This is a genomic window from Streptomyces sp. NPDC041968, from assembly GCF_055589025.1.
Genome location: NZ_JBVJCB010000015.1, coordinates 150,692 through 170,590, shown reverse-complemented (window position 1 = coordinate 170,590; position 19,899 = coordinate 150,692). Strand labels below are relative to the sequence as shown.

22 protein-coding genes are annotated in these 19,899 nt (G+C 71.6%); 10 read left to right on the top strand and 12 right to left on the bottom strand.

The window, feature by feature from the left end; translation table 11 throughout:
- The first annotated feature begins 6 nt into the window (after positions 1 to 6).
- From ACZ6EG_RS30625 to ACZ6EG_RS30615, 3 genes are read left to right on the top strand one after another with little or no spacing between them, the layout of a single operon-like run.
- Positions 7 to 873, top strand: coding sequence for an AraC family transcriptional regulator (locus tag ACZ6EG_RS30625; RefSeq protein ID WP_469609372.1), 867 nt, complete (start codon positions 7 to 9; stop codon positions 871 to 873).
- Entirely contained in the window at positions 870 to 1,616 is a 747-nt protein-coding gene (locus ACZ6EG_RS30620) for an AzlC family ABC transporter permease (RefSeq protein ID WP_469609369.1), read from the top strand. The genes ACZ6EG_RS30625 and ACZ6EG_RS30620 overlap by 4 nt, the downstream gene beginning before the upstream one ends.
- A complete protein-coding gene (locus ACZ6EG_RS30615) occupies positions 1,613 to 1,921 on the top strand; it encodes an AzlD domain-containing protein (RefSeq protein ID WP_053138034.1) in 309 nt (102 codons plus the stop codon). Before ACZ6EG_RS30620 ends, ACZ6EG_RS30615 begins: the two co-directional genes overlap by 4 nt.
- Positions 1,922 to 1,927: 6 nt before the next feature.
- Here ACZ6EG_RS30615 and ACZ6EG_RS30610 read toward each other — a convergent pair whose 3' ends face one another.
- Complete coding sequence (locus ACZ6EG_RS30610) at positions 1,928 to 2,881, bottom strand: hypothetical protein (protein WP_391972099.1); 954 nt, start codon at positions 2,879 to 2,881, stop codon at positions 1,928 to 1,930.
- An 80-nt stretch (positions 2,882 to 2,961) separates the two neighbouring features.
- On the opposite strand from ACZ6EG_RS30610, the gene ACZ6EG_RS30605 reads away from it, so the two are divergent.
- The 4 genes from ACZ6EG_RS30605 to recX all read left to right on the top strand — a co-directional run bounded on the left by ACZ6EG_RS30605 (position 2,962) and on the right by recX (position 6,969).
- Positions 2,962 to 3,156: a DUF3046 domain-containing protein gene (locus tag ACZ6EG_RS30605; protein WP_356611301.1), complete on the top strand. Its 195-nt coding sequence runs from the start codon at positions 2,962 to 2,964 to the stop codon at positions 3,154 to 3,156.
- Between the two features lie 60 nt (positions 3,157 to 3,216).
- Positions 3,217 to 4,506, top strand: a complete 1,290-nt coding sequence (locus ACZ6EG_RS30600) for an AI-2E family transporter (protein ID WP_391972100.1) — start codon at positions 3,217 to 3,219, stop codon at positions 4,504 to 4,506.
- Positions 4,507 to 4,935: 429 nt separating this feature from the next.
- Complete coding sequence (gene recA, locus ACZ6EG_RS30595) at positions 4,936 to 6,054, top strand: recombinase RecA (RefSeq protein ID WP_384700601.1); 1,119 nt, start codon at positions 4,936 to 4,938, stop codon at positions 6,052 to 6,054.
- Positions 6,055 to 6,057: 3 nt separating this feature from the next.
- On the top strand, positions 6,058 to 6,969 hold the full coding sequence (recX, locus tag ACZ6EG_RS30590; RefSeq protein WP_391972101.1) for a recombination regulator RecX: 912 nt from the start codon (positions 6,058 to 6,060) through the stop codon (positions 6,967 to 6,969).
- 555 nt (positions 6,970 to 7,524) lie between these two features.
- Here the strand turns inward: recX and ACZ6EG_RS30585 are convergent.
- From ACZ6EG_RS30585 to ACZ6EG_RS30550, 8 genes are all read right to left on the bottom strand, one after another.
- On the bottom strand, positions 7,525 to 7,917 hold the full coding sequence (locus ACZ6EG_RS30585; protein ID WP_391972102.1) for a rhodanese-like domain-containing protein: 393 nt from the start codon (positions 7,915 to 7,917) through the stop codon (positions 7,525 to 7,527).
- Complete coding sequence (locus ACZ6EG_RS30580; protein ID WP_469609362.1) at positions 7,914 to 8,417, bottom strand: cupin domain-containing protein; 504 nt, start codon at positions 8,415 to 8,417, stop codon at positions 7,914 to 7,916. Before ACZ6EG_RS30580 ends, ACZ6EG_RS30585 begins: the two co-directional genes overlap by 4 nt.
- Positions 8,418 to 8,519: 102 nt before the next feature.
- The gene (locus tag ACZ6EG_RS30575) at positions 8,520 to 8,606 is read right to left on the bottom strand and encodes a putative leader peptide (protein WP_315986099.1); all 87 of its coding nucleotides are present in this window, start codon (positions 8,604 to 8,606) and stop codon (positions 8,520 to 8,522) included.
- A gap of 199 nt (positions 8,607 to 8,805) precedes the next feature.
- The gene (locus ACZ6EG_RS30570) at positions 8,806 to 10,428 is read right to left on the bottom strand and encodes an FAD-dependent monooxygenase (protein ID WP_391972105.1); all 1,623 of its coding nucleotides are present in this window, start codon (positions 10,426 to 10,428) and stop codon (positions 8,806 to 8,808) included.
- A 175-nt stretch (positions 10,429 to 10,603) separates the two neighbouring features.
- Positions 10,604 to 11,500 carry an amino acid ABC transporter permease gene (locus ACZ6EG_RS30565; protein ID WP_391972106.1) on the bottom strand — a complete coding sequence of 299 codons (897 nt, stop codon included), beginning with the start codon at positions 11,498 to 11,500 and terminating at the stop codon, positions 10,604 to 10,606.
- Positions 11,497 to 12,162: an amino acid ABC transporter permease gene (locus ACZ6EG_RS30560; RefSeq protein WP_391972107.1), complete on the bottom strand. Its 666-nt coding sequence runs from the start codon at positions 12,160 to 12,162 to the stop codon at positions 11,497 to 11,499. The genes ACZ6EG_RS30565 and ACZ6EG_RS30560 overlap by 4 nt, the downstream gene beginning before the upstream one ends.
- A gap of 84 nt (positions 12,163 to 12,246) precedes the next feature.
- Positions 12,247 to 13,080 (bottom strand): glutamate ABC transporter substrate-binding protein, encoded by an 834-nt coding sequence (locus tag ACZ6EG_RS30555; protein ID WP_391972108.1) that lies wholly within the window; start codon positions 13,078 to 13,080, stop codon positions 12,247 to 12,249.
- Between the two features lie 104 nt (positions 13,081 to 13,184).
- Complete coding sequence (locus tag ACZ6EG_RS30550; RefSeq protein WP_356611281.1) at positions 13,185 to 13,961, bottom strand: amino acid ABC transporter ATP-binding protein; 777 nt, start codon at positions 13,959 to 13,961, stop codon at positions 13,185 to 13,187.
- A 288-nt stretch (positions 13,962 to 14,249) separates the two neighbouring features.
- Here ACZ6EG_RS30550 and ACZ6EG_RS30545 point away from each other — a divergent pair, with 288 nt between their 5' ends.
- Complete coding sequence (locus tag ACZ6EG_RS30545; protein ID WP_356611279.1) at positions 14,250 to 14,936, top strand: response regulator transcription factor; 687 nt, start codon at positions 14,250 to 14,252, stop codon at positions 14,934 to 14,936.
- A gap of 9 nt (positions 14,937 to 14,945) precedes the next feature.
- Positions 14,946 to 16,388, top strand: coding sequence for a sensor histidine kinase (locus ACZ6EG_RS30540; RefSeq protein ID WP_391972109.1), 1,443 nt, complete (start codon positions 14,946 to 14,948; stop codon positions 16,386 to 16,388).
- Here the strand turns inward: ACZ6EG_RS30540 and ACZ6EG_RS30535 are convergent.
- Positions 16,367 to 17,362, bottom strand: coding sequence for a TAXI family TRAP transporter solute-binding subunit (locus ACZ6EG_RS30535; RefSeq protein WP_391972110.1), 996 nt, complete (start codon positions 17,360 to 17,362; stop codon positions 16,367 to 16,369). The genes ACZ6EG_RS30540 and ACZ6EG_RS30535 overlap by 22 nt on opposite strands.
- Before the next feature lie 107 nt (positions 17,363 to 17,469).
- On the opposite strand from ACZ6EG_RS30535, the gene ACZ6EG_RS30530 reads away from it, so the two are divergent.
- On the top strand, positions 17,470 to 17,889 hold the full coding sequence (locus ACZ6EG_RS30530) for a pyrophosphohydrolase domain-containing protein (protein WP_361014807.1): 420 nt from the start codon (positions 17,470 to 17,472) through the stop codon (positions 17,887 to 17,889).
- A gap of 117 nt (positions 17,890 to 18,006) precedes the next feature.
- Here ACZ6EG_RS30530 and ACZ6EG_RS30525 read toward each other — a convergent pair whose 3' ends face one another.
- A complete protein-coding gene (locus ACZ6EG_RS30525) occupies positions 18,007 to 19,251 on the bottom strand; it encodes a cation:proton antiporter (protein WP_391972111.1) in 1,245 nt (414 codons plus the stop codon).
- 4 nt (positions 19,252 to 19,255) lie between these two features.
- The gene (locus ACZ6EG_RS30520) at positions 19,256 to 19,741 is read right to left on the bottom strand and encodes a cation:proton antiporter regulatory subunit (protein ID WP_356611270.1); all 486 of its coding nucleotides are present in this window, start codon (positions 19,739 to 19,741) and stop codon (positions 19,256 to 19,258) included.
- Positions 19,742 to 19,899: the final 158 nt, after the last annotated feature.

Sequence of the window (19,899 nt, the reverse complement as noted above, 5' to 3'; positions counted from 1 at the left end):
GGACGCATGGCGGCATCGGGTGAGCGGGCACGGCACTGGCGGTATGCGGAGCTGCCCCACGTCGACCTGCTGCGGGCCCGGTACATACGGAAGACCTTCGTACGCCACACCCACGAGCACTTCGTCATCGCCGCCATCGCCGACGGAGTGGACGTCTTCCACCACGGCGGCAGCGATCAGTACGCCGGAGCGGGATCACTCGCCCTGGTCAACCCCGACACCCCGCACACGGGGCGGGCCGGAGGGCCGGAGGGATGGCGCTACGGTGCCGTCTACCCGGCGCCCGAACTCGTGACCGGGATCGCGGCGGAGACGACCACGCTGCGCGGGACGCCCGGCTTCGTGCGGCCGGTGCTCGACGACCCGTACGCCGTCGAGCTGGTGCACCGCGTGCTGCGGGCCGCCGACGAGGGGAACGCGCTGGCCGCCGACACGCTGCTCCGGGTGGCCGTGACCCGGCTGCTGCGGTTGAACGGCGGCCCGCTGCCGCGGCGGAAGGTGCGGACGGCAGGGTCCAGGAGCGCGGCACGCGCGCGTGCCGCGCTGGAGGAGCGGATGGCCGACCCGCCGAGCCTGGAGCGCCTCGCCGGAGAGCTGGAAACCAGTCCCTTCGCGCTGCTGCGCGCCTTCCGGGCCACCTACGGCATGCCGCCCCACACCTGGCTGACGGACGCCCGTGTGCGCCGGGCACGGCGACTGCTGGACGCCGGGTCGAGCCCGGCCGAGGCCGCCGTCGCCGTGGGTTTCACCGACCAGCCGCACCTGAACCGGCACTTCGCGCGGATCGTGGGCGTGCCTCCCGGGGCGTACCAACGCGAGCGCAAGAACGTACAAGACGCGCGGTGGCGGCCTCTCCTACCGTGCGGGGCGTGACAGAACAGACAGCCGATCCCGGCGCGGGTGCCGCCGGAGCCAAACCGGACGCCGCCGTCGTACGGGACGCCCTCGGGGTGGGAGTCGCCGTCGGGTTGTCCGGCTTCGCCTTCGGGGTGACCTCGGCAGGCAGCGGACTCACACTGCCGCAGACCTGCGCGCTCAGCCTCCTGGTGTTCACCGGAGCGTCCCAGTTCGCCCTCGTAGGAGCCCTCGCGGCCGGCGGCAACCCGCTGACCGCCGCGGCGGGAGCCTTCTTCCTGGGTGTGCGCAACGCCTTCTACGGACTGCGGCTGTCGCAGCTGCTGGCCCTTCCGCGCGCGGTGCGGCCGTTCGCCGCGCAGTGGGTCATCGACGAGACCACGGCCGTGGCACTCGCCCAGCCCTCGCGGCGCGGCGCCCGGATCGGGTTCACCGTCACCGGGCTCACCCTGTACCTCCTGTGGAACCTGACCACGCTGCTCGGCGCGCTGGGGGCGGAGGCCATCGGGGACACCGACGCCTGGGGGCTCGACGCCGCCGGCCCCGCGGTCTTCCTCGCCCTGCTGGCGCCGATGCTCACCACCATCACCGAGCGCGCGGTCGCCGCGCTGGCCGTTCTCCTGGGGCTCGGCCTGCTTCCCGTGCTGCCCGCGGGTGTGCCCGTCCTGGTGGCCGCGTCGGCGGCACCGGTCGTGCTGTGGGCGCGCGGTCGCCGTGCGGATGACGCCGCAGAGGGCCCCACGCGGGAGGGCGAGCGGTGAACGTCTGGATCGCCATCGGGGTGACGGCGGTGGGCTGCTACGCCGTCAAGCTCCTGGGCCTGCTGGTGCCGGCGGGCGCCATGGAGCGGCCCTTGGTGCGGCGCCTGGCCGCCCTGCTCCCCGTCGCCCTCCTCGCCGCGCTCACCGCCCAGCAGACCTTCGCCGACGGGCAGGCGCTCGTGCTGGACGCCCGGGCCGCTGGGGTCGCCGCGGCCGCCGTCGCCCTGGTGCTGCGCGCACCGTTCCTGCTCGTCGTCGCGGCGGCCGTGGTGGTGACCGCGGGCGTACGAGCCATGGGCGGCTGAGCCGGTTCAGTCGAGGGAACGGCCGTACGCCCGGAGCGTGCGCAGGGCCTCCAGGGTCACCCCCGGGCGGGCTTCCAGGGCGGGGGCGGGCGCCCAGCGGCGCCAGCGGACGGGCCAGCCTCCGTCCTCGTCCTGCGCCGCCGCGAGGAAGTCGAGGGAGCGGGTCATCTCGTCGTCCGTGAACCACGCGCGCGCGAGGGAGTGCGGATGCCTCGCGTAGTCGTGGGGGAAGTGGTGCTCGCCCGGGGCGTAGCCGGGGGAGACCGGGTAGGCGTCGAGGTCGTCCGGGTCCAGCGCCGCGAGGCGCTGCTCGCGCACCAGGCGGCCCAACCGGTCGGCCGCCGCCTGCGCGCGGGGGCGGTCGGGGGCGGCGTCCAGGAAGGCCACGGCGGCCTCGACCTCGTACGGGTGCGAGGTCGTCAGCGACTCGACCGCCCGCCAGCAGAAGTCCGTGGCCCGGAAGAGCCAGGCGTGCCAGACCTCGTTGCGGTGCAGCAGGCCGACCACCGGACCGGTGGCGAGAAGCTCGCCGGGCGGGTCGTCGACGACCGGAACGAAGGGCGCGGTGGGATACCCGCGCTGGCTGGGACGGATCGCCGGCAGGGCACCGTCCGAAGTGGACACGGACGTGAGATAGCGGCACATCCGTTCCACGCGCTGCCCGCCGCAGCGTCCCACGGCATCCAGGACACGCAGGGCGTGGGCGGTGTGCAGCGGCTGGCTGACCGGGCCGCGCAGATCGGGTTCCAGCGCGTGGGCGTATCCACCGTCCTCGTTGCGGTAGGCGTCCAGCGCGGTCTCCACCGGGTCGGCGGCGCCGCCGCGGAAGTGGAAGGCGAAGAGGCGCTGTTCCAGCACGCGCGCGGTGAGCCAGACGAAGTACTCCGCGCGCGCGAGCGGGGAGCGCGTCCCGGAGGTCGGGGGAGACTGGGGGAGTGGGGAAGCTCCGTTTTCGGCCATGGTCAGACGGTAGGGCGGAAAGCGGTACCGGCATGTGGTCCAGGCCCAGGGCCCACCCTCAGGGGCGGGATACTGGAGTCATGCGGTTGACGGTCTTCTGGGAGCGGATGACGGATCACTTCGGTCCGGGCTACGCCGACACCTTCGCGCACGATCACGTGATGTCGGAGCTGGGCGGGCGTACGGTGCACGAGGCACTGGACGCCGGCTGGGACGCCAAGGACGTGTGGCGGGTGGTCTGCACCGTCATGAACGTGCCCCGGGAACATCGCTGACCGGTCACGAAGAGCGCCGGACCGGCCTCCGCCGCCGTCGGCGTGGGCGAGACTTGCTCCGTGGCACCCACTGACGAGACCGGGCAGGCGCCCCGGCACGCATCCCCGACCGGCACGACGCCGCCCTCCGGGCCCCCGGCAGGCGGCACCGCCGGGCCGGGGGCCCGCATGCCGCGCTGGCTGCCGCGGGCCATGGTGCTGGCCCTCGCGCTCATCGCCGTCTTCCAGTTGGGCAGCTGGGCCTTCCACCAGCTCACCGGTCTGCTGATCAACATCCTCATCGCGTTCTTCCTGGCCCTCGCCATCGAACCCGCGGTGAGCTGGATGGCCGGACGCGGACTCCGCCGCGGGCTGGCCACCTTCCTCGTCTTCCTCGCCGTGGTGGTCGCCGCCGCGGGGTTTGTCACCCTGCTCGGTTCGATGCTGGCGGGCCAGATCGTCAAGATGGTCGAGGACTTCCCGGACTATCTCGACTCCGTCATCAACTGGGTCAACGGCCACTTCCACACGGAGCTGCGGCGGGTCGACATCCAGGAGGGCCTGCTCCGCTCCGACTGGCTGCGCAACTACGTGCAGAACAGCGCCACGGGCGTCCTGGACGTGTCGGCTCAGGTCCTCGGCGGACTCTTCCAACTGCTGACGGTCCTGCTGTTCTCGTTCTACTTCGCCGCCGACGGCCCCCGGCTGCGGCGCGGGCTCTGCTCGATCCTGCCGCCCGCCCGGCAGGCCGAGGTCCTGCGCGCGTGGGAGATCGCCGTCGACAAGACCGGCGGCTATCTGTACTCCAGGGGCCTGATGGCGCTGATCTCGGGAATGGCGCACTACATCCTCCTGGAGATCCTGGAAGTGCCCTACGCCCCCGCGCTCGCCGTGTGGGTGGGCCTGGTGTCGCAGTTCATCCCCACCATCGGCACCTATCTCGCGGGCGCCCTGGCCATGCTGATCGCCTTCACGGTCAACCCCTGGTACGCGCTGTGGGTGCTGATCTTCGTCGTGATCTACCAGCAGTTCGAGAACTACGTGCTCCAGCCCAAGCTCACCTCCAAGACCGTGGACATCCACCCCGCGGTCGCCTTCGGCTCCGTCATCGCGGGCACCGCCCTGCTCGGCGCGGTGGGCGCGCTGATCGCCATTCCGGCGATCGCCACGTTGCAGGCGTTCCTCGGGGCCTACGTGAAGCGCTACGACGTCACGGACGACCCGCGTGTCCACGGGCGCCGAGTCCGCCGCTCGGTGCCCGGAACTTCGACGCGTCTGCGGAAGCTGTGGGCCCGGCGTCCGGAACCCGGGAGTCCCGGAACGGACGGGGCGGAGGACGGCGGCTCCTCCGAGGGCCGCACCGACACCTGACCCGGCCGGATGCGCGGGGTCGGCCCGACGGCTCCTGCGGTTCCTGCGTTTCTCGTGCTCCCGCGGTCCTTCTCCCGCGGTCCTTGCAGTCCCTGCGGCTCCTGCCGCTCGGCGTCGGTCCCCGCCTCGACGCCGGTGCCGATCTCGGCCGTGGTGTCCCCCTCCTCACGTGGCCTCCGCACGCCGGCCACCGGTCGCCGGCCCGGCGGACGTACGCTCGGAAGTGCCGCGTGGTGCGCTTGACACGAAAATCGAACATCCATTCTCATGGAGGCTCTGGCGAGGCTCGTGACGGGCGATTCGACTGGGTTCGGGCGGATAAGTGCCCGAGTTATCCACAGGCCGGACCCGCATCAGGGCGGATTGTCAGTGGCAGGCATTAGCGTCTTTGACGTGAAGCGATCGAATCAAGCAAACCGGGTGGAACCCATGGCAGGAACCGACCGCGAGAAGGCTCTCGATGCCGCACTCGCACAGATTGAACGGCAGTTCGGCAAGGGCGCGGTCATGCGCATGGGCGACCGGTCTAAGGAGCCCATCGAGGTCATCCCGACCGGGTCGACCGCGCTCGACGTGGCCCTCGGCGTCGGCGGCCTGCCGCGCGGCCGTGTCATCGAGGTCTACGGTCCGGAGTCCTCCGGCAAGACGACCCTGACCCTGCACGCCGTGGCGAACGCGCAGAAGGCCGGCGGCCAGGTGGCGTTCGTGGACGCGGAGCACGCCCTCGACCCCGAGTACGCGCAGAAGCTCGGCGTCGACATCGACAACCTGATCCTGTCCCAGCCGGACAACGGCGAGCAGGCCCTGGAGATCGTGGACATGCTGGTCCGCTCCGGTGCCCTCGACCTCATCGTCATCGACTCCGTCGCCGCGCTCGTCCCGCGGGCGGAGATCGAGGGCGAGATGGGCGACAGCCACGTCGGTCTCCAGGCCCGGCTGATGAGCCAGGCGCTCCGGAAGATCACCAGTGCGCTCAACCAGTCCAAGACCACCGCGATCTTCATCAACCAGCTCCGCGAGAAGATCGGCGTCATGTTCGGCTCCCCGGAGACCACGACCGGTGGCCGGGCCCTCAAGTTCTACGCCTCGGTGCGACTCGACATCCGACGCATCGAGACGCTCAAGGACGGTACCGACGCGGTCGGCAACCGCACCCGCGTCAAGGTCGTCAAGAACAAGGTCGCGCCGCCCTTCAAGCAGGCCGAGTTCGACATCCTCTACGGCCAGGGCATCAGCCGCGAGGGCGGCCTGATCGACATGGGCGTGGAGCACGGCTTCGTCCGCAAGGCCGGTGCCTGGTACACGTACGAGGGCGACCAACTCGGCCAGGGCAAGGAGAACGCGCGCAATTTCCTGAAGGACAATCCCGACCTCGCCAACGAGATCGAGAGGAAGATCAAGGAGAAGCTGGGCGTCGGAGTCCGTCCCGAGGAGCCGACGGCCACCGAGTCCGGACCGGCCGCCGCGACGGCCGAATCCGCACCGGCGGTGCCCGCGCCCGCGACCGCCAAGGTCACCAAGGCCAAGGCCGCGGCAGCCAAGAGCTGACCCGTGACACGACGAACCGACTGGGCCGAGTACGCCTTTCCGGATGCCGCTGCGCGGAAGCGTGAGCGGAGGGGACCGGGTGGCCGCGGCTCCGGGACGGACGACGGCGCGTACGGGGTGGCTGCGGCCCCGTACGGGACGGGCCTGTCCGCCGCCGCGGATGACCCGGCCGGCCCTTCCGCGCCGACCGGCGCGGGCGGCACGGACGACGCCGAGGGCTGGTACGACACGGGGGAGACGCACGAGGCCGGTTCGCCCGACGGCGGCGCGACGCGCCGCGGTGACGGCGGGGCGCGCCGCGGCGGGCTGGGCACCGGCGGCGGGCGCGGGCGCCGGCGGCGCGAGCGGACGGAGTCGTCCGCCGAGGACGGAGGTGACGCCTCCTCGTCGAGGGCCGAGCAGGGGGAGCCTCCGCGGGACCCGGTCGAGCAGGCCCGGGCGATCTGCCTGCGCCTGCTCACCGGGACCCCGCGCACACGTAAGCAACTCGCCGACGCCCTGCGTAAACGGGAGATCCCTGACGAGGCCGCAGAGGAGGTGCTGTCCCGGTTCGAGGAGGTCGGGCTGATCAACGACGGCGCCTTCGCCGACGCCTGGGTGGAGTCCCGGCACCACGGGCGCGGGCTGGCCCGCCGCGCGCTCGCCAGAGAACTGCGCACCAAGGGCGTCGAACCCACGCTCATCGACGCGGCGGTCTCCCAGCTGGACTCCGAACAGGAGGAGGAGACGGCGCGGGATCTGGTCGACCGGAAGCTGCGCGCCACCCGCGGCCTCGACCGCGACAAGAGGCTGCGTCGCCTCGCGGGCATGCTGGCACGTAAGGGCTACCCCGAAGGCATGGCCCTCCGAGTGGTCCGTCAGGCGCTGGAGGAGGAGGGCGAGGACACGGACTTCCTCGGCGAGGAGGGGTTCTGATCCCCGACGCCCGCCGGGTCGCGGCCGGCTGTTGGACGACGGACGGCGCGCGCACGGGGCCGCCGCACGCTTCGACCGCGCACGCCGCATTGGCGTGTGACGCGGGCCCAGGGGAGGGGGCGGATCGGACTGCGCTGTGGACTCCGAGGTCGAGTCCGCGCCGGCGCGCGGCACGGTCTACGAGGCCGCACCTGGACCGGAACGCGGCACAGTGCGTGATGAGGCTGCGCCTACCGGGACGCGGCACAGTGCATGGGGCCGCTCCCGGACCAGGACGCGGCACAGGTCGATCCGGCCCCGAGCAAGGCGCAGGACGAGGTCGCGTGGGGACCGGTGACGCGCGGATCGGGGCCGCGAACGGACCGGGTGAGGCGTAGACCAGGGCCGGTTCGGACCCGAGTCGGTGTCCCGGTCGGGGCGGGGCTTGGGCCGGTGCCCTGGTCCGTGCGGGGCCCGGGTCGGTGTCCCGGTCCGGGCGGGACACGGGTCGGCGTCCCGGCCCGGCTCCAAGGGGTCGGCGGACGTGCCGACGACCTCCGGACCGGGACAGCCCGGTCAAGCAGCGGCCACCGGCAGTCCGGCCGCCCGCCACGCCTGGAACCCGCCGATCAGATCGGTGGCCCGGTACAGACCCAGGCGGTGCAGGGACTCCGCCGCCAGGCTGGAGGCATAGCCCTCGTTGCACACCACGACCACGCGCAGGTCATGGCCCGTGGCCTCGGGGAGACGGTGGCTGCCCTGCGGATCGAGGCGCCACTCCAGCTCGTTGCGCTCGACCACCAGGGCGCCGGGGATCACGCCGTCCCGTTCGCGCAGGGCTGCGTACCGGATGTCCACCAGCAGCGCCGCACCTGCCTCGGCGGCCTCGTACGCGGCGTCCGGCTCGGTCCGTCGGTAGCCCCTGCGCACCCGCTCCAGCAGTGTGTCGATTCCGGTCGGCTCGCTCACTGCCAGTCCTCCGGGCGCTCGACCTGCTCCAGCCGCAGGGTCTGCCCGCTGCGGCTGTAACGGCGGATCTGCGGCAGGGGCGGATAGTAGGCGTGCACGGAGACCGCGTGCCGGTCGGGCGACTCGTTGAGCACCTCGTGCACGTGGTGCCGGCCGAAGGCACGCCCTTCTCCGGCCGACAGCCGGCGCTCCCGGTCCACACCGTCGGTGAGTTCCAGGGTCTTCCAGCCGTCGGAGGGGAGGCGGGCGGCGAGGGCATGCTCCGTGAGTTCGCCCGCGGCGGTCACGAAGGCGCCGACGGACTCGGCGTGGTCGTGCCAGCCGGTGCCCGTGCCGGGCGGCCAGCCGATCAGCCAGGCCTCGCTGCCGCCCGGTCCGGCCAGCCGCACCCAGGTGCGGCCCTCGGGATCGAGCGGCAGGGAGTCGATCAGGTCCGCGTCGGCGGCCGTGCGCCGTGCGAAAACAAGGAGTTCGGCCTGGGTGGGAGCGGATGCGGACACAGGGGCGGGTGAGGCGACAGACACGGGTACCGTCCTGGAGGTTTCGCAAGGGAGCGCGCGGCAGTCCGCCGGAGCGGCGCGCGCGGGGAACGTGGTGCGAAGTCAGCAGGACGGGCGACACACGCAGCCCGCATAGCGGACGAGGTCCATATGGACCCTCCGCCACAGGCGCGCATAGGTGTCGGTCACGATCCGGAGTAGACCATGGCGGATTCGGCCGGTCAACTCACCGTCACCATACGGACAGTGACCGACCGATGCAGTCACTTTCCGGAGGCGGGCACAGGCACCTGGCGAAGGATGCCGGTGCCGACAGCACGACCGGCGCCGGTACGACTGCCGACGGCACAACCGCCGACAGCCGAAGACCCGTGGAGCGATGCCCCAGTCAGCGAGGCCCGGTCCCCGCCCCCGCGCCCGCCTCCGCCGCCTCCTGCGTGGCCGTCGGCGCCCCGCCGAGCACCGCCTCGGCCGCCGCGTACAGGTCGGCCGGCCGCACCCCGCCCAGCGCCGTGACCAGGTGCCCGTCGGGCCGCACCAACAGCACCGTGTGCGCCGCGGCGCCCGGGTAGGCCTCGGTCACCAGCAGCTCGGCTCGGCACGGCAGGGCCGTCACCGCAGCCGCCAGGCGGGGCATGATCCCGGCGGTCACCCAGTGCTTGCGGTCCCACACCCCCGTACCCGGCGCGATCAGCAGCACCAGCAGAGCCCCGCGCCCGAGCCGGTCGCGCAGCCGCACGAAGGTGCCGTCCTCCGCCGTGACCCGCACATCGGTGACGGGCTCCCCGGGCGGGGTGTCGACAGCCACTTCCCCGGTGAGCCCGGCAGGCGCCAGCGGCGACTCGGCGTACGTCCCCGGCGCACCGAGCGCCCCGCGCCCCAGGTGACCGTCCGCGAGCAGCGCGTCGTTGCCGCGGGCCGAGCCGGGGACGTAGGAGCGCAGGCCCCCGCCGCCGCGCAGCAGCGGCAGCACCTGGTCGGCGGCGCGCAGCCGCGCGGCGATCGCGGTGCGCCGCTCCTCCTGGTAGCTGTCGAGCAGGGTCTCGTGCGGCCCGTGGTGCCAGGCCAGGGCCAGTTTCCAGGCGAGGTTGTCGGCGTCCCGCAGCCCCTCCTCGAGGCCCTGCGTGCCCAGGGTGCCCAGCAGATGCGCCGCGTCCCCGGCGAGGAGCACGCGCCCCACCCGCCAGCGGCGGGCCAGTCGGTGGTGGACCGTGTGGACGCCGGTGTCGAGGAGTTCGTAGGACGGGGTCGTTCCCTCGGCCCAGCCGGTGAGGGTCTCGCGGACCCGGTTCACCAGGAGTTCCGGGGTGACGAGGTCCTTTCCGGGCGGCAGCAGCCAGTCCAGGCGCCACACGCCGTCCGGCAGCGGGCGGGCGACGATCTCGCCGGCCGAGGGACCGGAGGTGCGCCACGGCGGCATCCGGTGGAGCAGCGCCTGGTCGGTCCACGGGAGTTCGGTGCGCAGCGCGGCGACGGCGTATCGTTCCACCGCCGTGCGGCCGGGGAAACGGATGTCCTGGAGCTTGCGCACGGTCGAGCGTGCGCCGTCGCAGCCGACCAGGTAACTGCCGCGCCACCAGGTACCGCCGGGGCCGCGGGTGTGGGCCGTGACGCCCGAGGTCTCCTGCTCGACGGTGTCGAGCCGGCTGTCCACCGCCGTCTCGACGAGCGGCTCGCGGGCGATCGCGGTGCGCAGGACGCCGGTCAGCTCGTGCTGGGCGATGTGCAGCGGGGCCGGATCGGCCTCGCCGAACTCGACCTGGCGGATCACCTGCTTGCGCCGCATCGACCGCCATCCGGCCCAACGGGAACCCAGCCCCGTCAGGGGCGTGCCGGTCAGCCGCTCGACGAGGGCGACGGTGTCCTCGCGCAGCACGACCGTGCGCGAGGGGCGGGGCTCGTCCTTGCCCGGACCTTCGTCGAGGACGACACTGGGCACCTCCTGCCGCGCCAGCGCCAGGGCGAGCGTGAGCCCGACGGGCCCCGCTCCGGTGATGATCACCGGGTCCACGGCGCGGCGCCCCCTGCCCGTGACGGTGTCCCGGGGGACGTGGGTGAACAGGACATTGGGGCAGGGTGCACGGTCACAGAACGTATGCAACCTATTGCCGCTGCTTGCGTCAAGCGACGGAGGCAGTGGCGATCACGCCACTGCCTCCGTGATGGTCGTACGAACTGACCGGTTGTCAGGCGGTGCCGCCCGCGCCGGTCGCGCCCGTGCCGGCCATTCCGGCGTCGTCCGCCTTGAGCACCGCTCCGGTCGACTTCTTGGCCCGCCGCAGCCTGCGCTCCAGCCAGCTCGCGAAGGTGGTGAGCGCGAAGTTGAGCGCGATGTAGATCACGGCGACCACGGTGAAGCTGGCGATGACGTTGGCGCCGTAGTAGCCGCTCATCGTGTTGGCCGAGGCGAGCAGCTCGGGGAAGGTGAGGACGGCGCCGCCGAGCGCGGTGTCCTTCAGGATGACGACGAGCTGGCTGACGATGGCCGGCAGCATCGTGGTGACCGCCTGCGGCAGCAGGATGGTCCGCATCACCTGGCCCTTGCGCAGGCCGATCGCCATCGCGGCCTCGGACTGGCCCTTGGGCAGGGCCAGGATGCCCGCCCGGACGATCTCCGCGAGGACCGAGGCGTTGTACAGCACCAGGCCGGTGACCACCGCGTACAGCGGACGGTCGTCGGAGCTGACGTTGGTGTACTCGGCGAACAGGGCGAGCCCGAAGATCATCAGGACCAGCACCGGGATGGACCGGAAGAACTCGACCACGATCGCGGCCGGGACCCGCACCCACACGTGGTCCGACATGCGTGCGATGCCGAGGACCGCACCCAGCGGCAGCGCGATGACCACCGCGAGCGCCGCGGCCTTGAGGGTGTTCTCCAGACCCGGCCAGATGTACGTGGACCACGCCTCGGTACCGGTGAAGAACGGCTCCCACAGCGCCCATTCCAGCTGGCCCTTGTCCTTGAGGGTGCCGAACACCCACCAGAGCAGGGCCGCGAGGGCCACCACGAAGACCGCCGTGAAGACGATGTTGCGCCGCTTGGCCCGGGGGCCCTGGGCGTCGTAGAGAACGGAACTCATCGCTTCACCGCCACCTTCTTGCCCACCCAGCCCAGGATCAGGCCGGTCGGCAGCGTCAGAACCACGAAACAGAAGGCGATGACCGCGGAGATCAGCAGCAGCTGTGCCTCGTTCTCGATCATCTCCTTCATCAGGAGCGCCGACTCGGCCACACCGATCGCGGCGGCCACCGTGGTGTTCTTGATCAGCGCGATCAGCACGTTCGCCATCGGGACGACGGACGAGCGGAAGGCCTGCGGCAGCACGACCAGGCTGAGCACCTGACCGAAGCTGAAGCCGATCGCGCGGGCCGCCTCCGCCTGTCCGACCGGCACCGTGTTGATGCCGGAGCGCAGCGCCTCGCAGACGAACGACGAGGTGTAGAGGATCAGGCCGAGGACGGCGAGCCGGAAGTTGATCGTCTCGACATCGTTCGCGCCGAGGGACACTCCCAGGGTCTGGTTCAGGCCCAGCGACGTGAACAGGATGATGACGGTGAGCGGGATGTTCCGCACGATGTTCACGTAGGCGGTCCCGAAGCCGCGCATCAGCGGCACCGGGCCGACCCGCATGGCCGCCAGTGCGGTGCCCCAAATCAGGGAGCCGACGGCCGACAGCACAGCGAGCTGCACCGTCGTCCAGAAGGCTCCCAGCAGGTCGTAATCCTTAAGAAAGTCGAACACGATCTCCCGCGCTTCCGCGTGTAGGGATGCCCGCCCCAGTGCGCCGCCCCTTCCGGAGGGCGGCGCACTCTGTCAGGCGCTGCCTCAGCTCTTGATGTCGCCGATCTTGGGCGCCGGCTCGTTCTGGTAGTTGGCCGGGCCGAAGTTGTCCTCGACGGCCTTGTCCCAGGACTTGTCGGAGACCATCTCCTCGAGGGCGGTGTTGATCTTGTCCTTGAGGTCGCTGCCCTTCTTGACGCCGATGCCGTAGTTCTCGTTCGTCAGCTTGAAGCCGCCGAGCTTGAACTTGCCCTTGAACTGCGACTGGGCGGCGTAACCGGCGAGGATCGAGTCGTCGGTGGTCAGCGCGTCGATGGCACCGTTCTGCAGGCCGGGCAGGCAGGCGGAGTACGTCGGGTACGGCTGGAGCTGGGCCTTGGGCGCCAGCTTGTCCTTGACGTTCTGCGCGGAGGTCGAGCCGGTGACCGAGCAGAGCTTCGCGGAGTTCAGGTCCTCCGGCGACTTGATCTTGTCGTCGTCGGCGCGGATCAGCACGTCCTGGTGGGCGAGGAGGTACGGGCCGGCGAAGTCGACCTTCTCCTGGCGCTCCGGGGTGATCGAGTACGTGGCGGCGATGAAGTCGACGTCACCGCGCTGGAGCATGGTCTCGCGGTCGGCGCTCTTCGACTCCTTCCACTCGATCTGGTCCTCGGTGTAGCCGAGCTTCTTGGCGACGTACGTGGCGACGTCCACGTCGAAGCCCGCGTAGCCGTCGGGGGTCTTCTGGCCGAGGCCCGGCTGGTCGAACTTGATGCCGATGGTGATCTTCTTGTCGTCACCACCGGAGCCGCCGTCCTTGTCGTCGCCGCCGCACGCGGTGGCGGTGAGGGCGAGCGCGAGCACGGTGGCCGAGGCGGCGGAGACCTTGCGGAGCTTCATGGTGAACATCCTTTGACTGTGATCGGACGATCAGACGATCAGATGCGAGAGGCGTACCGGGCCGGCCTGGCGCGAAAGGCGCCGGGCGCCGGAGCCGGACGGTGTCAGTGGTGCAGGATCTTCGACAGGAAGTCCTTGGCACGGTCGCTGCGCGGATTGCTGAAGAACTGGTCCGGCGTGGCCTCTTCGACGATGCGGCCGTCCGCCATGAACACCACGCGGTTGGCCGCGGAGCGGGCGAAGCCCATCTCGTGCGTCACCACGATCATGGTCATGCCGTCCTCGGCGAGCTGCTTCATGACCTCCAGGACCTCGTTGATCATCTCCGGGTCGAGAGCCGACGTCGGCTCGTCGAAGAGCATGACCTTCGGGTCCATGGCCAGCGCCCGCGCGATGGCGACGCGCTGCTGCTGACCACCGGAGAGCTGCGCGGGGTACTTGTCCGCCTGGGCGGCCACGCCGACCCGGTCGAGCAGGGCGCGCGCCTTCTCCTCGGCCTTCTTGGAGTCGACCTTGCGGACCTTGATCTGTCCCAGGGTCACGTTCTCGAGCACGGTCTTGTGCGCGAAGAGGTTGAAGGACTGGAACACCATGCCGACGTCCGCCCGCAGGCGCGCGAGCTCCTTGCCCTCCGCGGGGAGGGGCTTGCCGTCGATCGTGATCGACCCTGAGTCGATGGTCTCCAGGCGGTTGATGGTGCGGCACAGAGTGGACTTGCCGGACCCGGAGGGCCCGATGACCACGACGACCTCGCCGCGGGTGATCGTCAGGTCGATGTCCTGGAGCACGTGCAACGCGCCGAAGTGCTTGTTGACACTCTTCAGGACGACCAGTTCGCCGGTCGCGGCCACATCTTCCTTGGCCACCGATACTTCGGTCATCGCTCTCGGGCTCCGTCCTCCTCGGTTTCGGAGGACAGTAATAACGGTGAACGACCTGCGTCTCTACATCTGAGGGGAATCTGAGCATCACGATCCGATAGCAATCGGACACGAGTCGTAGCACTTGTGAGCAGGGCGCATATCGGCCGGATAACTTCGAGCGGCCGCAACCGGAACCCTCTTGACGCCGTCCCCCTCCATCGGCGTCACTGCACAAGGTGCACGCGCGTGTGCCCGCGTCTTTGTACCCATCCCGAACGTACGGCCGATGAACCGAAGGGGGCCCGGATGAGACTGCTGCTCGTCGAGGACGACAACCACGTAGCCGCCGCTCTGTCCGCGATCCTGGCACGGCACGGCTTCGACGTCACCCACGCGCGCAACGGCGAGGAGGCGCTCCAGGCGCTCGTCCCCGAGAGCGACTGCTTCGGCGTCGTCCTCCTCGACCTCGGCCTGCCCGATCAGGACGGCTACGAGGTCTGCGGCAAGATCCGCAAGCGCACCGCCACCCCGGTCATCATGGTCACCGCCCGCTCCGACGTCCGCTCCCGCATCCACGGGCTGAACCTGGGCGCCGACGACTACGTGGTGAAGCCGTACGACACCGGCGAGCTGCTCGCCCGCATCCACGCCGTCAGCCGGCGCACCGCCCACGAGGACGCCACCGGGAGCACCGAGACCGTGGTCCGCCTCGGTGCCGTGCGCATCGAGCTGCCGACCCGCCAGGTCACCGTGGACGGCGCGGCCGTCCAGCTCACCCGCAAGGAGTTCGACCTCCTCGCCCTGCTCGCCCAGCGCCCCGGCGTGGTCTTCCGGCGCGAGCAGATCATCAGCGAGGTGTGGCGCACCAGCTGGGAGGGGACCGGGCGCACGCTGGAGGTCCACGTCGCGTCACTGCGGGCCAAGCTGCGCATGCCGGCCCTCATCGAGACCGTCCGCGGCGTCGGCTACCGCCTCGTCGCCCCCACCGCGTAGCGGGGCCGGGTGAGCACACGCCTGCTTCCGCTGCTCATCGTCCTGATGGCGGCCGTCCTGCTCGCCCTGGGGGTGCCCCTGGGCGTGAGCGTCGCCCGCGCGGAGCAGCAGAAGGTCGTCATCGACCGCATCGACGACACGGCGCGCTTCGCCGCCCTCGCCCAGTTCGTCACCGAGGACGTCCCGGGCGGTTCGCGCCGGACGACCACCGACGAGCGCCTGGAGACCCTGCAGACCGAGCTGATCAGCTACCACGAGGTCTACGGCATCAAGGCGGGCGTCTTCTACCGCAACCACATCCCCATGGCCAACGCCCCGACGACCTGGTTCCTCCCGCAGACCGGCGAGGTCCGCGACTCCTTCGACGAGGCGCTGCTCAGCCGGCGCAGCCACGATCCCCAGCAGGTGTGGCCCTGGGAGGACGGCACGCTCGTGGTCGCCTCACCGGTGATCCGGGACGGGGACGTGGTCGCGGTCGTGGTCACCGAGTCACCCACCGACTCCATGCGGTCGCGCACCCTGCGCGGCTGGCTGGTCATCGGCGCCGGGGAGATCGCCGCGATGCTGCTCGCCGTGGGCGCCGCGCTCCGGCTGACCGGGTGGGTGCTCAAGCCGGTACGGGTGCTCGACGCCACCACCCACGACATCGCCACCGGCCGGCTCAAGTCCCGGGTGGCACCGGCCGGAGGACCGCCGGAGCTCAGACGTCTGGCCCGTTCCTTCAACGAGATGGCCGACCACGTCGAGGACGTGCTGGAGCAGCAGCGCGCCTTCGTCGCCGACGCCTCCCACCAGCTGCGCAACCCCCTCTCGGCGCTCCTGCTGCGCATCGAGCTGCTCGCCCTGGAACTGCCCGAGGGCAACCAGGAGATCGCCTCCGTCCAGGCCGAGGGCAAGCGTCTGGCCCGGGTCCTGGACGACCTGCTCGACCTGGCCCTCGCCGAGCACAGCGAGGCGGACCTCCAGGTCACCGACATCGGCGCACTGGCCGCCGAGCGCGTGGCGGCCTGGTCACCGACGGCCGAGGCCAAGGGCGTACGGCTGGTGGGGGACTGCCCGCCGACCACGGGCTGGGCCGACCCGGTGACGCTGTCCAGCGCCCTGGACGCGGTCATCGACAACGCGGTGAAGTTCACGCCGAGCGACGAGACCGTCCGGGTCGTGGTCGCCTCCAACGGGGACGCCGCCACGGTCGTCGTCACGGACAACGGCCCCGGACTGACCGAGGACGAGCTGACGCGCGTGGGCGACCGTTTCTGGCGCAGCGGCAGGCACCAGAACGTCAAGGGGTCCGGCCTCGGCCTGTCCATCTGCCGGGCACTGCTCGCGGCGGGCGACGGCTCGATCTCCTTCGGCCACCACACGCCGCACGGCCTGGAGGTGACGGTCACCGTGCCGAGGTCGGCCCCGCGCACCGAGCCGGAGCTTCCCTACGGCTTGACGGACCGGTAGTAGCGCCGGGCGCCCTCGTGCAGCTCCAGCGGGTCGGTGTAGATCCCCGTCCGCAGATCCACGAGCTGCGCGGAGTGGACGTGGGCCCCGATGCCGTCGCGGCTGTCGAGCACCGTCCTGGTCAGCCACTCGGTGAGCCGCGGATCCATGTCCGCGCGCGTCATCAGCAGGTTCGAGACGGCCATCGTGGGCACCACGGCGCCGTTCTGCACCGTGGGGTACGCCGACTCGGGCATGTTGGTGGTCCGGTAGTAGCGGGTCGCCCCGCCGGACGCGTGCAGCCTGGTGACGAGGTCCTCGCCGATCGGCACGAACCGGAACGCGGACTTCTCGGCGATCTGCCGCAGGCCGTCCGTCGGCACCCCGCCCGACCAGAAGAACGCGTCCAGCTCGCCGCCCAGCCGCCCGGGGCCGGTGTCGATACCGTCCGCGCGGGGCGTGATGTCCTTCTCCGGGTCGATGCCCTCGGCCTTCAGCAGCCGGGTGGCGATCAGCCGGACGCCCGAGTTCGGCAGCCCGATGGCCACCCGCTTGCCGCGCAGGTCGGCGACGGACTGGATGTCCGAGTCGCTGGGCACCACGAGCTGCACGTAGTCGTCGTAGAGGCGGGTGACGCCCCGCAGGCCCTCGGCGCCGGGCCTGCCGGCGATCTTGTACGTCTCCACCGCGTCGGCCGCCGCGATCGTGAAGTCGGCCTTCCCGGAGGCGACCCGCTCCACGTTCTCCTGCGAGCCCGCGCTGGTCATCAGCCGCACCTTCAGGCCCGGCATGTCCTTGCGCAGCTCGGCGCGGAGCAGCTCGCCGTACTTCTGGTAGACCCCCGCGCGCGTGCCGGTGCTGAAGGTGATCGTCCCGCTCGGCGGCTCCTCGCCCAGTGGCAGCAGCCACCACAGCAGCAGCCCGAGGGCGACGGCACCGGCGACCGCGCCCTGGACGGCCCGGCGCCCGCCGATGCGGGAGAACAGCGTGGACATGGGCGCGATCCTGCCAGTCCGCAACGGTGCTGACCAGGGCCGAGCTCACACGGCGACCGCACGGAGGCGGGCGTCCACTGTCAGTGGTGCTCGCTACAGTCGTCGGCATGAGCTCTTCGCCCGCCGACCTGGTCCGTGCCTTCCACCGCGCCTTCGGGCTGGACGCCCGCTCCACCCCGGCCGAGGTCGCCCCGGACCTGGCCGCCCACAGAGGAGAGCTGCTGGCCGAGGAGGCCGCCGAGGTCGCCGAGGTGTCGGTGCGGGGCCCGCTCGACCGGCTCGCGCACGAGCTGGCCGACGTGGTCTACGTCGCCTACGGCACGGCCCTCGTCCACGGCATCGACCTCGACGAGGTGATCGCCGAGGTCCACCGCTCCAACATGACGAAGGTGGGCCCGGACGGACAGGTGAGCCGCAGGGCCGACGGCAAGGTCCTCAAGGGCGAGCACTACGAGGCTCCGGACGTCTCGGGCGTCCTGCGCAGACAGGGCTGGACGCCGACGGGGGCGCGGACGCAGGGCGCGTGACACGGGGCGGGGAGCGCGGCGCGGCCTCCGCCGACGCCGAAGCACGACGACCCCGGTACCTGCGTACCGGGGTCGTGCGGTGGCCGGCGGGACGATGTCCCGGGCCGGGAACGGGGGTCAGTCGCCCACCGACGCCTCGGCCGTGCGAGGCGCTCCGTCGGCCCGGTCGGGAACGCCGCCCTGGCGGCCGGGGCCGTCGGGGTCGTCGCGGCGGCGGAACAGGCGCGACGCCAGCGGTTCCGTGAAGCGCGCGGTGAGCGGACCGAGAACGACCAGGATGAGGACGTAGGCCGTGGCCAGCGGGCCCAGGGAGGGCTCGATGCCGGCCGAGACCGCCAGACCCGCGATGACGATCGAGAACTCGCCGCGTGCCACCAGCGCGCCGCCCGCGCGCCAACGGCCCTTGACGGAGATCCCGGCGCGCCGCGCGGCCCAGTACCCGGTGGCGATCTTGGTCACGGCGGTGAGCAGAGCCAGCGCGAGAGCGGGCAGCAGGACCGGCGGAATGCTGGCCGGGTCCGTGTGCAGGCCGAAGAAGACGAAGAAGACCGCGGCGAACAGGTCCCGAAGCGGACTGAGCAGGGTGTGCGCCCCTTCGGCGACCTCGCCGGACAGCGCGATGCCCACCAGGAACGCGCCCACCGCCGCCGACACCTGCAGCTGCTGTGCGACACCCGCGACCAGGATGGTCAGGCCCAGCACCACCAGCAGCAGCTTCTCCGGGTCGTCGCTGGAGACGAAACGCGAGATGACACGGCCGTAGCGCAGTGCCAGGAAGAGCACCAGCCCCGCCGCGGCCAGCGCGATCGCCAGCGTGATGCTGCCCGTCATCAGCCCGGCACCGGCGACCAGAGCCGTCACGATGGGCAGGTACACCGCCATCGCCAGGTCCTCCAGGACCAGCACGCTCAGGATCACCGGGGTCTCCCGGTTGCCGACGCGTCCGAGATCACCGAGCACCTTCGCGATGACACCGGACGACGAGATCCACGTCACCCCGGCGAGAACCACGGCGGCCACCGGGCCCCAGCCCAGCAGCAGCGCGGCCACCGCGCCCGGCACGGCGTTGAGCGCGCAGTCGACGAGGCCCGCCGGGTAGTGGGACTTGAGGTTGGTCACCAGGTCACTGGCCGTGTATTCCAGCCCCAGCATCAGCAGCAGGAGGATGACGCCGATCTCGGCGCCGGCCGCCACGAACTCCTCGCTCGCGCCCAGCGGCAGCAGCCCGCCCTCGCCGAACGCCAGCCCGGCCAGCAGGTACAGCGGAATGGGGGAGAGACGGTACCGGCCGGCGAACCGGCCGAGCAGCCCGAGCCCCAGGATGATGGAACCGAACTCGATCAGCAGAACCGCGGAGTGCACCGGCTCACTCCTGCCCGAGTATCGCCGCGGCCGCGTCGACGCCCTCGCGGGTGCCGATGACGATCAAGGTGTCACCGCCCACCAGCCGGAAGTCGGGTGCCGGCGACGGAATGGCCTCGGCCCGGCGCAGCACCGCGACGATCGACGCGCCGGTCTCGGTCCGCAGGCACGTCTCGCCGAGCAGACGGCCGTTCCACCGGGAGGTCGCGGAGACCTCGATCCGCTCGGCGACCAGCCCGAGGTCGGTGGTGTAGAGCAGGCTCGGGCTGTGGTGGGAGGGCATCAGCGCGTCGATCAGCGCGCCCGCCTCCGCCGCGGCCAGCCGCAGCGAGTGGGCACAGGAATCGGGGTCGTCGGTCCGGTACACGTTCACCGTTCGGGCGCCGTCGCGGTGCGCCACCACCGACAGGTGGCGGTGTTCGCGGGTCACCAGGTCGTACTGGACCCCGATACCCGGCAGCGGCGTCGCCCTCAGGCGTGGAGCTGACACGAGCTTTCCCCTCATTCGTCTTGCTTTCCTGACCGCGCTTGCCGCACGTGTGTGACGTGCTCGCGGCCTCGCCATGCTGTCATCCGCACGTACCGTGGCGATATGGGTGTCGCGACGGATATACGAAGCCGGCCGTGGGCGGCGAAGGTGGTCGCGGC